Raw genomic sequence first — 12,264 nt, 5'->3', positions numbered from 1 at the left:
CCTCCCAACCCTCCCCACAAGAGGGAGGGCTTAACTCGGTCAAGCCGTCGAGCTTTATTGAGGCAGACGGATGCCACAGGTTTTCTCCCCCCTTGTGGGGGAGATGGCCGGCAGGCCAGAGGGGGATTTTGCCGAGCACAGCTTTTCAGCCCTGCACGATCCCCTTGAGGAATGTGGCGAGATCATCGGTGACGTAATCGATGTGATCGTCCTCGTCGGAAAACGTCTCCCAGCGCTCGATCAGCACGTCGTCGAGATTGCGTGGCGTCAGGAGAACGGTACGCATGCCGAGCGCCTTGGGAACGGTCAGATTGCGCGGCAGGTCTTCGAACATGGCGGCATTCGCCGTGTCGACCCGATGAAGGCTGGCGAACTTGTCATAGGTCTCGCCCGCCGGCTTCGGCACGTAGCCTGCGGCGACGATATCGAAAATGTCGTCGAAATTGTCGAGGATGCCGAGCGCGCGGGCTGTCGCTTCCGCATGCGGTACGCTGCCATTGGTGAAGATGAATTTTCGACCGGGCAACGCCTTGATCGCTTCACCCAGTTCCGGGTTCGGGACCAATATCGAATAATCGATTGCATGCGCCTTTTCCAGAAACCCGTCCGGATCGATGCCGTGGTTGAGCATCAGGCCCTGCAGCGTCGTGCCGTGCTCGTGATAATACCGCTTCTGCACTGCGCGTGCTTCGTCGCGCTCCAGTTGCAGCAGTTCCTGCACATAGGCCGTCATGTTCACATCGATCTGCGCAAAGAGATTGATGTGATGCGGATAGAGCGTGTTGTCGAGATCGAAGACCCAATCGCGGATCTTTGAAAAATCGGTAGCGTCGGCGGAAGTCTTGGGTTTCTTGTCCATATCCCGCTTATGCACCGCCTTGCTGATAAAGAAAATCGAAAAGGCGACGGCTCGCCGCCGCTTGCGGCTTGGCGACAAATCCGCCCGCATGATACCGGCTGAAACATGGAACTCTGGATCCCCATCACCATTGCCGCGGCCTTCCTGCAAAACCTGCGCTCGGCATTGCAGAAGCATCTTCAGGGCAGGCTCGGCACCCGCGGTGCGAGCTTCGTCCGTTTCGGCTACGGTTTTCCGGTGGCGATCCTCTATGTCGTACTGCTGCACCAGCTCGCAGGCTTTGCAATCCCTCAGGTCAATTGGACCTTTGCGTTCTGGGTGGTGATCGGCGGCCTGGCGCAGATCTTTGCCACCATCATGCTGGTCCATCTCTTCTCGCTTAGAAATTTCGCCGTCGGCACCGCCTATTCGAAGACCGAGCCGGTTCAGGCGGCGATCTTCGGCTTCATCCTGCTCGGCGAAAAGCTGACGGTAGGTGCAATCGGCGCAATCATCACCGGTGTCATCGGCGTGATGCTGATCTCGATGGCGCGCATGCCGTTATCATGGAAAAACACGGTCACGGCTCTCGCCAGCCGCACCGCGCTGGTCGGCATCGCCTCCGGTGCCGTCTTCGGCATTTCCGCCGTTGCCTACCGCAGCGCTTCCCTGTCGCTCGATGGCCCGAACTCGATCATGCAGGCGGCCATGACGCTTGCCTGCGTCACGACCTTCCAGACGATCTTCATGCTGGTATGGATGGCATGGAAGGACAAGGGTGAGATCGTTACCGTGCTTAAGACTTGGCGTTCGTCCTCGCTGGTCGGCCTTGCCAGCGTCTTCGGCTCGGCCTGCTGGTTCACCGCGATGACGCTGCAGCAAGTGGCCTATGTCCGCGCGCTCGGCCAGATCGAGCTCGTCTTCACCTTCATGGCCTCCTATTTCCTCTTCCACGAACGGATCAACCGTATGGAAATCTTCGGTTGCCTGCTGATCGTGGCGGGCATTCTGGGGCTTCTCGTAGGCTGAAACGAAAAAGGCGCCTTGCGGCGCCTTCGTCATTTGGTGTCGTGGAGAGATCAGGGCACGATCAGCGTGCCGGCGCCGCGCTCGGTGAAGATTTCCAGCAGCACGGAATGGGCGGTCTTGCCGTTCAAAATGACGACGCCCTGTACACCGGAGCGGATCGCGTCGATGCAGGTCTCCACCTTCGGGATCATGCCGCCGGAAATCGTGCCGTCCTTGATCAGCGCCTGTGCCTGCGCGACGGTCAGTTCCTTGATCAGGTTCTTGTCCTTGTCGAGCACGCCGGGAACGTCGGTCAGGAAGAGCAGGCGCGTTGCATGCAGCGCACCGGCAATCGCACCGGCAAACGTGTCAGCGTTGATATTGTAGGTGGCGCCATCGCGGCCTGGGGCCACCGGGGCTATGACCGGTATCATTTCGGATTTGGCAAGCAGGTCGAGCAGCGTGCGGTCGACTTCGACCACTTCGCCGACGAAGCCGAGATCGAGCACGCGCTCGATATTGCTGTCGGGATCGACGACCGTCTTCTTCGCCTTTTCGGCGAAGACCATGTTGCCGTCCTTGCCGCAAAGGCCGATCGCCCATTCGCCGGTCTGGTTGATCAGCGCGACGATTTCCTTGTTGATCGAACCGGCAAGCACCATCTCGACGATCTCGACCGTCTTCTGGTCGGTAACGCGCAGGCCACCTTCGAATTTCGATTCGATGCCCATCTTGGAGAGCATCGCGCCGATCTGCGGGCCGCCGCCGTGAACGACGATCGGATTGACACCGGATTGTTTCAGAAGCGCAATATCGGCGGCAAAAGCCTTGCCGAGCTCGGTATCGCCCATGGCGTGGCCGCCATATTTCACCACGATCGTCTTGTTTTCATAGCGCTGCATGTAAGGCAGAGCCTGAGCGAGAAGTTTGGCCTGGAGTTCGCTGTCCGACGTCGTCATGAAAATCCCTCACATCAAAGGTGGGGCCTTTTAACGCAAGTTCTTGTCAGAAGGAATAATCGCGGTGAAGTTTTCGCGGTGATCGCGATGCGGCGTTTATGACGCATGACGTGTCCCCGTTACCCACGGTTTATTGATAGTGTTAGCGTTGACAGACGGCGAGGAGAAGCCGACCTTGATCCTGTGCAAGTGTCCTATTCGCAAACTGCAAAAAGACTTCAGACACATTGCTGGCCAAACATCCTAGCGGAAAGAAGATCGCGCGAGCTATGACGACGCCGAACCAGAGCGAGAGTGACCGTTCACGAGATCAAGTCCTCGCGGGAGAGTATGTTTTGGGCGTATTGTCCCCGGAGGTCCGTCGGGGCATCGAGGAGCGCATGGCCAGAGACGCTGCATTTGCGGCGACCGTTCGGCGTTGGGAAGACAACCTGTCTGACTATGACGACCCATACCATGATCCGAAGGCTCGGCTTCGGCTTCAAGCCCATTTCCCGGTTCTTGTGGCAAAAAGAAACTTCAACCGCGAAATGGCTGCGGCCGAAAGATGCTGGAATTCGATCACCTTCTGGCGTGCACTGTCGATAGTGCTGGTCGCAGGCATTCTAACTTACGCAGCCTTTCAGTCGGGCCTGTTCGCCCTCTGAGGCAGGCAGGTAATTAAGTCGAACCTGCCTGCGAGCTGCTGAAATTTCTTCAGATCGTCAGTGTAACGGCCTCGGCGATCGCTGCTCGCAACTCGTCGACGCCTTTTCCCTTTTCCGACGACGTGGAGAGGACGAACGGATAGGCGGCCGGCCGCTTGCGGATCTTTTCAAGTGTCTCATCGATCAGTTTCGGAACGGCAGGTTCCTTGATCTTGTCGGTCTTGGTCAGAACGATCTGGTAAGACACGGCAGCCTTGTCCAGCAGGTCGAGAACGTCTTCGTCATTCTTCTTCAATCCGTGCCGGCTGTCGATCAGCACGTAGACGCGCTTCAGTGTCGCACGCCCGCGCAGATAGTCGAACACGAGTTTCGTCCAGTTGTCGACCATCTCCTTCGGCGCCTGGGCGTAGCCATAGCCGGGCATGTCGACCAGCGCCATCGGCGGCAGGTCACCTTCCTGGCCCGAATATCCGTCCGGGACGAAATAGTTGAGTTCCTGCGTACGGCCGGGTGTGTTCGAGGTTCGGGCCAGGCCCTTCTGGCCGACCAGTGCATTGATAAGCGATGACTTGCCCACGTTGGAGCGGCCAGCGAAGGCGACTTCCAAGGGGCCTTCCGGCGGCAGGAACTTCATCGAAGGCACGCCGCGGATGAAGATCCAGGGTCGGCCGAACAGGGGCTTGTCGTTGGTAGTCATCCGCTTTTCTATCTTCTTCGCTTAGGGAAACGCCAACCGCATCAGGGTTTTGGCCACGGATGTCAAGCTTTGCGGCGCTTTTCACCGCTCTTCATTTAGTCGGCAGGACAAACGAAAACCCCGGAGGCCGATCCGGCATCCGGGGTTCTTGGTGCGTTATTTGCTCGGTTCAGGCTTTCGTTTGAAGAAGCCCTTGAGATTGTCGAAGAGCTCGATCTTGGCGCCGTGGCGCTTCATGATCACCGCCTGCTGCGTCACCGACAGCGTGTTGTTCCAGGCCCAGTAGATAACCAGACCGGCCGGGAAGGATGCCAGCATGAAGGTGAAGACTAGCGGCATCCAGTTGAAGATCATCTGCTGCGTCGGATCCGGCGGCGTCGGGTTCATGCGCATCTGCAGGAACATCGTGATGCCCATGATGAGCGGCCAAACACCGATCAGCAGGAAGTGCGGCACGTCGTAGGGCAGGAGACCGAACAGGTTGAACAGCGAGGTCGGGTCCGGCGCCGAAAGGTCCTGGATCCAGCCGAAGAACGGTGCGTGACGCATCTCGATCGTGACGTAGATGACCTTGTAAAGCGCAAAGAACACCGGGATCTGCAGAAGCACCGGCCAGCAACCGGCGATCGGGTTGATCTTCTCTTCCTTGTAGAGCGCCATCATTGCCTGCTGCAGCGCCATGCGGTCGTCGCCGTGCTTGGCCTTCAGCTCTTCCATCTTCGGCTGCATGCGCTTCATGTTCGCCATCGAAGCATACTGCTTGCTGGCGAGCGGGAAGAAGATCAGCTTCACGACGATGGTCGTCAGAAGGATGGCGACACCGAAATTGCCGACGTGACGGAAGAAGAAGTCCATCAGCTGGAACATCGGCTTGGTGATGAAGTAGAACCAGCCCCAGTCGATCAGCAGGTCGAAATGCGGAATGGAATATTCTTCGGCATAGCGGTCGACGAGCGGAACGCGCTTGGCACCTGCGAAGAGCATGTTCTTGAGTTCGGTCGATTGACCGGCCTGAATGGTCAGTGCGTCACCCTTGTAGTCGGCCTGATAACGCGGCTGACCATCGGTGAAATGCGTGAAGCGACCTTCATAAGGCATCGTCTGCGGCGGCACGATCGCTGCTGCCCAGTATTTGTCGGTGATGCCGAGCCAGCCGCCGGTAGCCTTCGCGTTGGTGACGGCTTCTTCCTCGATATTGGAATAAGTGTGCTCGCTGAGGCTGCCGTCTTTGCCCGGTACGCCGAGGAAGCCTTCATGGATAACCCAGACCGAAGGTGTAACCGGCTTGTTGTTGCGGGTGATGCGGCCGTAGGAGGAAAGCGTGATTGCTTCCGCGCCGGGGTTCTCGACCTTGTCCGTCATCGAGATCATGTAATGATCGTCGATCGAGATCGTGCGGTTGAAGACGACACCCTTTTCATTGGTGTAGGAAAGCGTCACCGGAGTCGTTGCCGTCAGCTTGTCACCGCTGGCAAGCGTCCAGGCCGTGCCCGGACCGGGAACCGCGCCGCTATTGTCGCTGCCGATATAGCCGACTTCACCGAAATAGCCGTCCCTGGTGTCTGCCGGCGAGAAGAGTGTGATGAGCGGGCTCGAGTCGTCGACGGTCTCGTGATACTCGCGCAGCTTCAGGTCGTCGAAGCGGGCGCCGGTCAGGTTGATCGAGCCGGAAACGGCAGGCGTGTCGATGACGACGCGCTCGGACTTGGCGAGCGCCTGTTCGCGGGTCGCTGTCGCCTGCGCCTGTTCTCCACCCGGCAGGCTGCCGAGGGTTACGGCGCCGGGGCTGTCCGGCGAAGCGGGGTTCTGCGCGGCTTGCTGCTGCTGCAGTGCCTGCTGGGCTTCAGCGGCACGCTGCTGCGCTTCCATGCGCGGGTTCATATAGAGGAACTGCCAGGCAAGGACGATGACGACCGATAGGCCGATCGCGATGAAGTAATTTCGGTTTTTTTCCATCATGCTTTCCTGGAAGATGTTCCTGAGACAGACTTGGGCTTTTGCCTGCCTTCAATGCGTGCTGCAAGTTGTTCGGTCAAATTTGAAAAGGAAATGCCGAGCACCTCCCTGCGCGCGACGATCACATAGTCGTGTCCGTTTTCCATTGCAAATCCGGCGGATTTGCGCACCGCTTCCTTCAGCCGTCGCCGCATCCGGTTCCGCTCTACGGCGTTACCGTGCTTTTTTGTAACGGTGAAGCCGACGCGTGGCGGCTCATCGGGCTGCTTGCGGTCGAGAACTTCAAGGAGAAAGGTTCTCCCGCGGCGTGCTTCGCCTTTGCGAACAGCAAGAAACTGCGGCCGGCTTTTCAGCCGCCCGACAGTCTTTTTCTTGTCTTCAAACCTCGTCATTGCCCGGTCCGGGCAAGTCGGCCGTTAGGCCGACAGACGAGCGCGGCCGCGTGCGCGACGTGCGGAAAGAACCTTGCGGCCACCCTTGGTAGCCATGCGGGCACGGAAACCATGACGACGCTTGCGAACAAGCTTGGACGGTTGGTAGGTACGCTTCATTTATTTTACACCGCGGTGTGCGGCCCTTCTTGGATTATTGCTTCATTGAGAAGCAAAAGCGTTTCGGAAAATGCGCCGGCATGCGGGTATGCAGGTTGCGAGCCGCTGCCTGAGCGCGCGGGCATATAGTTCAGGTTAAGCCCGAAAGTCAATCCGCAGGCCCCGGAAGACCGGAAAGCCGCGATTTCGTCATCCGGTATTTAAGCGGTTTCGAATGCAATTATTAATATGCGCCTGACCGAATGTGATTTCATCGGTTGTGTTTTTGGCAAAGTTTTTTCTATCGTACGGGCAAAGGCTCAAGTCGTGAGAAAATATATCACCAAATAAGTCGCGCACGCGGGAGATTTTTGCTTGTCGGCACTAAGTCGGATTGAGTGCTCGATCAGTCATTATTAACAATTTTATGCTATTTTTCATAGTCATCAAGAATAGCGGCTGATCATGGCGCTGTTCTGGTGTCTTTGGAGGGGATTACCGTGAAAATTGGAGTGAAGATCAACCTTCTCGTAGGGTTGATGAGCCTTGTCGCGTGCGCAATTGCCGGATTGTCGTTCTTCGCGGTGACCGAATATCATGACAAGCAGAGCGCCTACGCCAATATTGCCGACCGCGTCTACAAGGGTGAGCGGCTCAACCGTCTGGTGACGGCGGTGGTGATGGATGCCCGCGGAATGTATGCGGCAAAGGATGTCTCATCCGCTAAGCCTTTCGGTGAAGGCGTGACGAAAAGCCTCGCCGACATGGACAAGCTGGTTGCGGATTGGGCGGCGGTCATCCCCGCAACGCAGAAGGCGCAGTTCGACAAGCTCACGGTGGGTTTTACGGAGTTCAAGGCATTCCGCACCGAAACAGTGCGACTAGGCGCAACCGAAGGCCCACAGGCTGCCAATGTTCAGGGCAACAACGACGCCAACCGCGCCAATCGCAAGGCCTATCAGGCTGAGATCGACAAGGTGGTTGCCTCGGATCTGGCGGATCTCGATACGCTGAGCGCAGAGATGATCTCTTTCGGCAATCTGATCTTCTACTCGGTTCTCCTCGTCGCCATTCTCGGTGTCGGCGGTGGTCTGGGCTTTGGTCTTTATCTCGGGCGCAGCCAGATCAGCGGCCCTATCCTCAAGCTGACATCATCCATGGGGCGTCTGGCCCACGGTGATTATGATGCCGCCGTACCGTTTTCCGGTCGCAAGGACGAGATCGGCGACATGGCGGAAGCCGTGGAGGTCTTCAAGAATAACGGTCTGGAAGTTGCCCGCATGACCAATGCCGAAGCTGGTCTGAAGGCAAAAAGCGATGATCTCCAGACGCGCATGTCGGCCGTTGTTCAGGCGGCAGCCGAGGGTGACTTTACCCGGCGCATAGACAAGCAATGGGGTGTCGAAAGCCTCGATCGTGTCGCCCGCAACATCGACCAGCTGGTCAAGAGCGTTGATACAGGCGTATCCGAAACGCGCCGTGTCGTGAAAAGCCTTTCCGATGGCGATCTGACAGACAGCATGCGGGGCGATTTCAGAGGCGCATTCGCGGAGCTGCAGCAGAACGTCAACGGCACCATGCAGACACTTCAGTCCACCATGGGCAAGGTACGCAATGCGACCGGTGCGATGAACGACGGGGCTTCCGAACTCAGCAGCGCTTCCAACGATCTTTCGAAGCGCACAGAGCAGCAGGCGGCAGCCCTTGAAGAGACGTCGGCCGCGCTCGATGAAATCACCTCCGTCGTGAAGACCTCGACCGAGCGGGCCAACGAAGCGACCGTCATGGTGGGCGAAGCCAAGCAGAGCGCGGTTCAATCCGGCGCCGTCGTCCGCGATGCCGTCGAAGCGATGGGCCGCATTGAGCAGGCATCACGCGAGATTGCCCAGATCACCAACGTGATCGACGAAATCGCCTTCCAGACCAACCTTCTCGCCCTCAATGCAGGGGTAGAGGCGGCAAGGGCCGGTGAAGCCGGCAAGGGGTTCGCTGTCGTGGCCCAGGAAGTCCGCGAATTGGCGCAGCGCTCAGCAAGTGCGGCGAAGGACATCAAGGCGTTGATCGGCAAGTCGGGCGAGGAAGTCGCGGGCGGCGTCAAGCTGGTGCAGAAGACGGGTGAGGCGCTATCGGAGATCGAGGCGCGCGTCAGCCGCATCAACGATCACATCCATTCGATTGCTGTTGCTTCGCGCGAGCAGGCGACCGGTCTTGCCGAGGTGAATACCGCGGTCAACCAGATGGACCACGTCACCCAGCAAAACGCAGCCATGGTGGAAGAGAGCTCGGCGGCGACCAGCAAGCTCTCGGCTGAGGCGGATGCGCTCTATCGTCTTGTCTCGCATTTCAGGATCGATGAAGAGGCGGGCCGCTCGATAGGCCTGGCACCGGCCGAAACCACGCATCGCCCGCAGCCGTCGCCGGCCCGAAAACTGACCGCAGCACTCGGTCGGGCTTTTGGCGGGGGTGGTTCAGCCACAGCGGCAGCCAATGCCGCGGATTGGGAAGAATTCTGATCCAACGGGCGAACATTACCGAAATTTAAGGCGGAGGCGGCTTTTGTCTTCGCCTTTTGCCTTTGTCTGGGGTGTTCAAATCTTGGTGACGCGGTAAAATAGCCGCATGCACGCGGAGTTGATCGCGTGGCTGAGTTTGGAGATCCGTATGGATAGCGAGGTTCGCACCTCGGAACGTCAGGGAACATGGCCGGACGGCGCAGGACCAGAGCCGATGCCGACGATGCTGCGCGGTCTGTCCGGGCGGTTGCTCTGGATGACGGTCATATTCGTCATGCTGGCCGAAATCCTGATCTTCATGCCCTCCATCTCCGGCATGCGCATGAACTGGCTTCGCGATCGCCTTGATACGGCGGCCGCTGCCGGCATCGTCATAGATGGTCTTCAGCCCGCCGAACTGCCGCGTGCCGTGCAGGATGACACGCTGTTGGCAACGGGCACAAAGGTTATTGCGTTGCGCAAGGACGGCACGTCGCGGCTTCTGGCCGCGATCGAGGTGCCGCCGGAAATCGACGCGCAATATGATCTCGCTCACACGTCGTTCCTCGGCTCCATGCGCGATGCTCTCGATACACTCGTCTTCGGCGGTGATCGCATCATGCGTGTTTTCGGCCCGATCGGCGAAAGCGAGATGATGATCGAACTGGTCATGACCGACACCGCGCTTCGCAAGGACATGCTGAAATATTCAAAACACATGTTCCTGCTGTCGCTGCTGATTTCACTGATTACGGCTGTGCTGATCTTTTTGGCGATCAACCGCATGATGATCTCTCCGATCCGACGGCTGACCCACAGTATGCAACTGTTCTCGGAGCAGCCGGATGATCCTTCCCGTGTTTTCTCCGCCGATCGCTCGCGCGGCGAACTGGCGGTTGCCGGCCGCCATCTGGCGGCCATGCAGGTCGAGCTTCAGCGGACGCTGAAGCAACAGAAGAATCTCGCCGATCTCGGTCTCGCCGTCTCGAAGATCAATCACGACATGCGCAACATCCTGGCCTCGGCCCAGCTGATGTCGGATCGCCTGACGGATGTCGAAGATCCGATGGTCAGGAGTTTCGCGCCGAAACTGCTGCGCACCATCGACCGGGCAGTCGGTTATACCAACGAGGTTCTCGCCTATGGTCAGGCATCGGAAGCGGCTCCGCGCCGTCGGCGGGTGAACCTCACCGAGCTTTGCCAGGAAGTGCGCGACATGCTCGCCATCGATCCCGAATCCGGTGTCGAGTTTGTCGAGCAAATTTCCGAAGGCGTGGAGGTCGATTGTGACGGCGAGCAGATTTTCCGCGTGGTCCACAATCTGTGCCGTAACGCCGTTCAGGCGCTGCTCACCCATGATGCAGACGATCCGAAGGCGGTGCGTCGGGTTACGCTGTCAGCCCATCGGCTCGGCAGCGTCGTCAGCATCACCGTCGATGATACGGGACCGGGCATGCCGCGCAAGGCGCGAGAGAACCTCTTCTCGGCCTTCAGAGGCTCAGCACGCTCGGGCGGCACAGGTCTGGGTCTGGTTATCGCGCGTGAGCTTGTGCTGGCCCATGGCGGCACGATTGCGCTTGTCGAAAAGCCCGGTCCCGGCACGCAATTCCGCATAGAAATTCCCGACCGTCCCGTCTCATTGGAGGACTATCGCGCCAGGGCGTGAGTAATATTTGTTTAAAAACAGTGGTTTGGTGCATTTGCGAAAATAAAATGACATCAAGCCGGGGGAAATCGCTTGCAATCCTTCTCGGCAGCCTTTAGAGGATCGCCACGCCAGCGAAACACACGCTGACTAGGCGGCACACACCGCTGACAGACGCACCCGTAGCTCAGCTGGATAGAGCACCAGACTACGAATCTGGGGGTCAGGAGTTCGAATCTCTTCGGGTGCGCCATTTCTCTTTCCAAGAAAAAATAAAATGTGACCTGCGCCTGTATCGGTATTCGATCGGGCGCTTTATCATTTTCCTCATCTGATTCCTGACAATGCCGATAGGCATGGCATATGCCTTGCGCTATCCAATGCGAACTTGTGATTGGGAAGCGTCGCAGTCGTCGAATCGACCGCGATCCATGCGGAGTTCGGGAAATGAGATGGAAGCGTACGATCCAGTTGCTGGATGTTCATGCGGAAGGCGAGATCGGCCGTGTGGCGATCGGCGGGGTTCCGAAGATCCCCGGCAACACCGTCGCCGAACAACTGGCCTGGATGAATACCGATCCGAAAGGGCAGGAGCTTCGTCGTTTTCTCTGCCTCGAGCCGCGTGGAACGCCGATCGGCTCCGTCAATCTTCTCCTGCCGCCGAAGCACCCGGATGCGGATGCGGCCTTCATCATACTGCAGCCGGATCAGGCGCATGCCAGCTCCGGCTCCAATTCGATCTGCGCCACGACGGCGCTTCTCGAGGCCGGCATCGTCGAGATGAAGGAACCGGAAACGGTCGTTACGCTGGAAACGGCGGCCGGTCTCGTGAAGGCTGTGGCGACCTGCCGCGACGGTCGTTGCGAAAAGGTGAAGCTCACCATGGTCCCGTCCTTCGTTCACGAACTGGACGTGAGACTGCAGACGCCGGAATGGGGTGAGATCACCCTCGACATTTCCTATGGCGGGATTTTTTACGGCCTTGTCGACGTATCCCAGATCGGCCTCACCATCGAAAAGAAGAATGCCGCTGCCCTCGTGCAGGCCGGCATGATCCTGAAGGATCTGATCAATCGCCAGATCCCGGTCGTCCATCCGGAAATCCCGGCAATCTCCGGCGTCGCCTATGTGATGTTTCGCGATACGGAAGCCGACGGCGCCGTTCGCACCTGCACGACGATGTGGCCGGGCAGGGCGGATCGTTCGCCTTGCGGTACGGGGAACTCGGCAAACCTTGCGACGCTGCATGCGCGCGGCAAGGTCAAGGTCGGAGACATGTTCCTGTCGCGCTCGATCATCGGTACACAGTTCGAAGTCGGTCTCTCAGCTGAGACCCGGGTCGCGGACAAGCCGGCAATCGTTCCGACGATCGCGGGTCGCGGCTTCACCTTCGGTCTGCATCAGGTGGCGCTTGATCCGTTCGATCCGCTGGCAGATGGTTTTGCCATGACCGATGTCTGGGGGCCTTCCGCCGGCGAGATCGTTTGATCGA

General features: G+C 58.7%; 11 protein-coding genes and 1 tRNA gene. 6 read left to right on the top strand and 6 right to left on the bottom strand.

Annotated elements, in window-relative coordinates; translation table 11 throughout:
* Nucleotides 1-145: 145 nt before the first annotated feature.
* A complete protein-coding gene (locus JNB91_RS24330) occupies nt 146-859 on the bottom strand; it encodes a pyrimidine 5'-nucleotidase (RefSeq protein WP_220328064.1) in 714 nt (237 codons plus the stop codon).
* A gap of 105 nt (nt 860-964) precedes the next feature.
* Between JNB91_RS24330 and JNB91_RS24325 the strand changes: the two genes are divergently transcribed.
* On the top strand, nt 965-1,867 hold the full coding sequence (locus JNB91_RS24325) for a DMT family transporter (protein ID WP_220328063.1): 903 nt from the start codon (nt 965-967) through the stop codon (nt 1,865-1,867).
* Nucleotides 1,868-1,917: 50 nt separating this feature from the next.
* On the opposite strand, the gene argB is transcribed toward JNB91_RS24325, so the two are convergent.
* A complete protein-coding gene (argB, locus tag JNB91_RS24320; RefSeq protein WP_220328062.1) occupies nt 1,918-2,805 on the bottom strand; it encodes an acetylglutamate kinase in 888 nt (295 codons plus the stop codon).
* Nucleotides 2,806-3,140: 335 nt separating this feature from the next.
* On the opposite strand from argB, the gene JNB91_RS24315 reads away from it, so the two are divergent.
* Nucleotides 3,141-3,452, top strand: a complete 312-nt coding sequence (locus tag JNB91_RS24315) for a hypothetical protein (protein ID WP_220328061.1) — start codon at nt 3,141-3,143, stop codon at nt 3,450-3,452.
* A gap of 49 nt (nt 3,453-3,501) precedes the next feature.
* On the opposite strand, the gene yihA is transcribed toward JNB91_RS24315, so the two are convergent.
* The 4 genes from yihA to rpmH all read right to left on the bottom strand — a co-directional run bounded on the left by yihA (nt 3,502) and on the right by rpmH (nt 6,656).
* On the bottom strand, nt 3,502-4,149 hold the full coding sequence (gene yihA, locus JNB91_RS24310) for a ribosome biogenesis GTP-binding protein YihA/YsxC (protein ID WP_220328060.1): 648 nt from the start codon (nt 4,147-4,149) through the stop codon (nt 3,502-3,504).
* Nucleotides 4,150-4,305: 156 nt separating this feature from the next.
* Complete coding sequence (yidC, locus tag JNB91_RS24305) at nt 4,306-6,105, bottom strand: membrane protein insertase YidC (RefSeq protein ID WP_220328059.1); 1,800 nt, start codon at nt 6,103-6,105, stop codon at nt 4,306-4,308.
* Entirely contained in the window at nt 6,105-6,497 is a 393-nt protein-coding gene (gene rnpA, locus JNB91_RS24300) for a ribonuclease P protein component (RefSeq protein ID WP_220328058.1), read from the bottom strand. The genes yidC and rnpA overlap by 1 nt, the downstream gene beginning before the upstream one ends.
* A gap of 24 nt (nt 6,498-6,521) precedes the next feature.
* Nucleotides 6,522-6,656, bottom strand: a complete 135-nt coding sequence (rpmH, locus tag JNB91_RS24295) for a 50S ribosomal protein L34 (protein ID WP_117195397.1) — start codon at nt 6,654-6,656, stop codon at nt 6,522-6,524.
* A gap of 479 nt (nt 6,657-7,135) precedes the next feature.
* On the opposite strand from rpmH, the gene JNB91_RS24290 reads away from it, so the two are divergent.
* From JNB91_RS24290 to JNB91_RS24275, 4 genes are all read left to right on the top strand, one after another.
* Nucleotides 7,136-9,148: a methyl-accepting chemotaxis protein gene (locus tag JNB91_RS24290; RefSeq protein WP_220328057.1), complete on the top strand. Its 2,013-nt coding sequence runs from the start codon at nt 7,136-7,138 to the stop codon at nt 9,146-9,148.
* Nucleotides 9,149-9,296: 148 nt separating this feature from the next.
* Complete coding sequence (locus JNB91_RS24285; RefSeq protein WP_220328056.1) at nt 9,297-10,793, top strand: ATP-binding protein; 1,497 nt, start codon at nt 9,297-9,299, stop codon at nt 10,791-10,793.
* A gap of 155 nt (nt 10,794-10,948) precedes the next feature.
* Nucleotides 10,949-11,025 (top strand) — tRNA-Arg (locus JNB91_RS24280).
* A gap of 194 nt (nt 11,026-11,219) precedes the next feature.
* Nucleotides 11,220-12,260: a 4-hydroxyproline epimerase gene (locus JNB91_RS24275; RefSeq protein ID WP_220328055.1), complete on the top strand. Its 1,041-nt coding sequence runs from the start codon at nt 11,220-11,222 to the stop codon at nt 12,258-12,260.
* Nucleotides 12,261-12,264 lie beyond the last annotated feature (4 nt).

It is taken from the genome of Aliirhizobium wenxiniae (assembly GCF_019511445.1).
Taxonomy (GTDB): domain Bacteria; phylum Pseudomonadota; class Alphaproteobacteria; order Rhizobiales; family Rhizobiaceae; genus Neorhizobium; species Neorhizobium wenxiniae_A.
The sequence above is the reverse complement of the archived record's forward strand: the minus strand, read 5'-3'. Positions and strand labels throughout refer to the sequence as shown.

Excerpts from the sequence above, each read along its gene's own strand:
- JNB91_RS24330 (WP_220328064.1), bottom strand. The coding sequence starts at position 859 with ATGGACAAGAAACCCAAGACTTCCGCCGACGCTACCGATTTTTCAAAG.
- JNB91_RS24325 (WP_220328063.1), top strand. The coding sequence starts at position 965 with ATGGAACTCTGGATCCCCATCACCATTGCCGCGGCCTTCCTGCAAAAC.
- argB (WP_220328062.1), bottom strand. The coding sequence starts at position 2,805 with ATGACGACGTCGGACAGCGAACTCCAGGCCAAACTTCTCGCTCAGGCT.
- yihA (WP_220328060.1), bottom strand. The coding sequence starts at position 4,149 with ATGACTACCAACGACAAGCCCCTGTTCGGCCGACCCTGGATCTTCATC.
- yidC (WP_220328059.1), bottom strand. The coding sequence starts at position 6,105 with ATGGAAAAAAACCGAAATTACTTCATCGCGATCGGCCTATCGGTCGTC.
- rnpA (WP_220328058.1), bottom strand. The coding sequence starts at position 6,497 with ATGACGAGGTTTGAAGACAAGAAAAAGACTGTCGGGCGGCTGAAAAGC.
- rpmH (WP_117195397.1), bottom strand. The coding sequence starts at position 6,656 with ATGAAGCGTACCTACCAACCGTCCAAGCTTGTTCGCAAGCGTCGTCAT.
- JNB91_RS24285 (WP_220328056.1), top strand. The coding sequence starts at position 9,297 with ATGGATAGCGAGGTTCGCACCTCGGAACGTCAGGGAACATGGCCGGAC.
- JNB91_RS24275 (WP_220328055.1), top strand. The coding sequence starts at position 11,220 with ATGAGATGGAAGCGTACGATCCAGTTGCTGGATGTTCATGCGGAAGGC.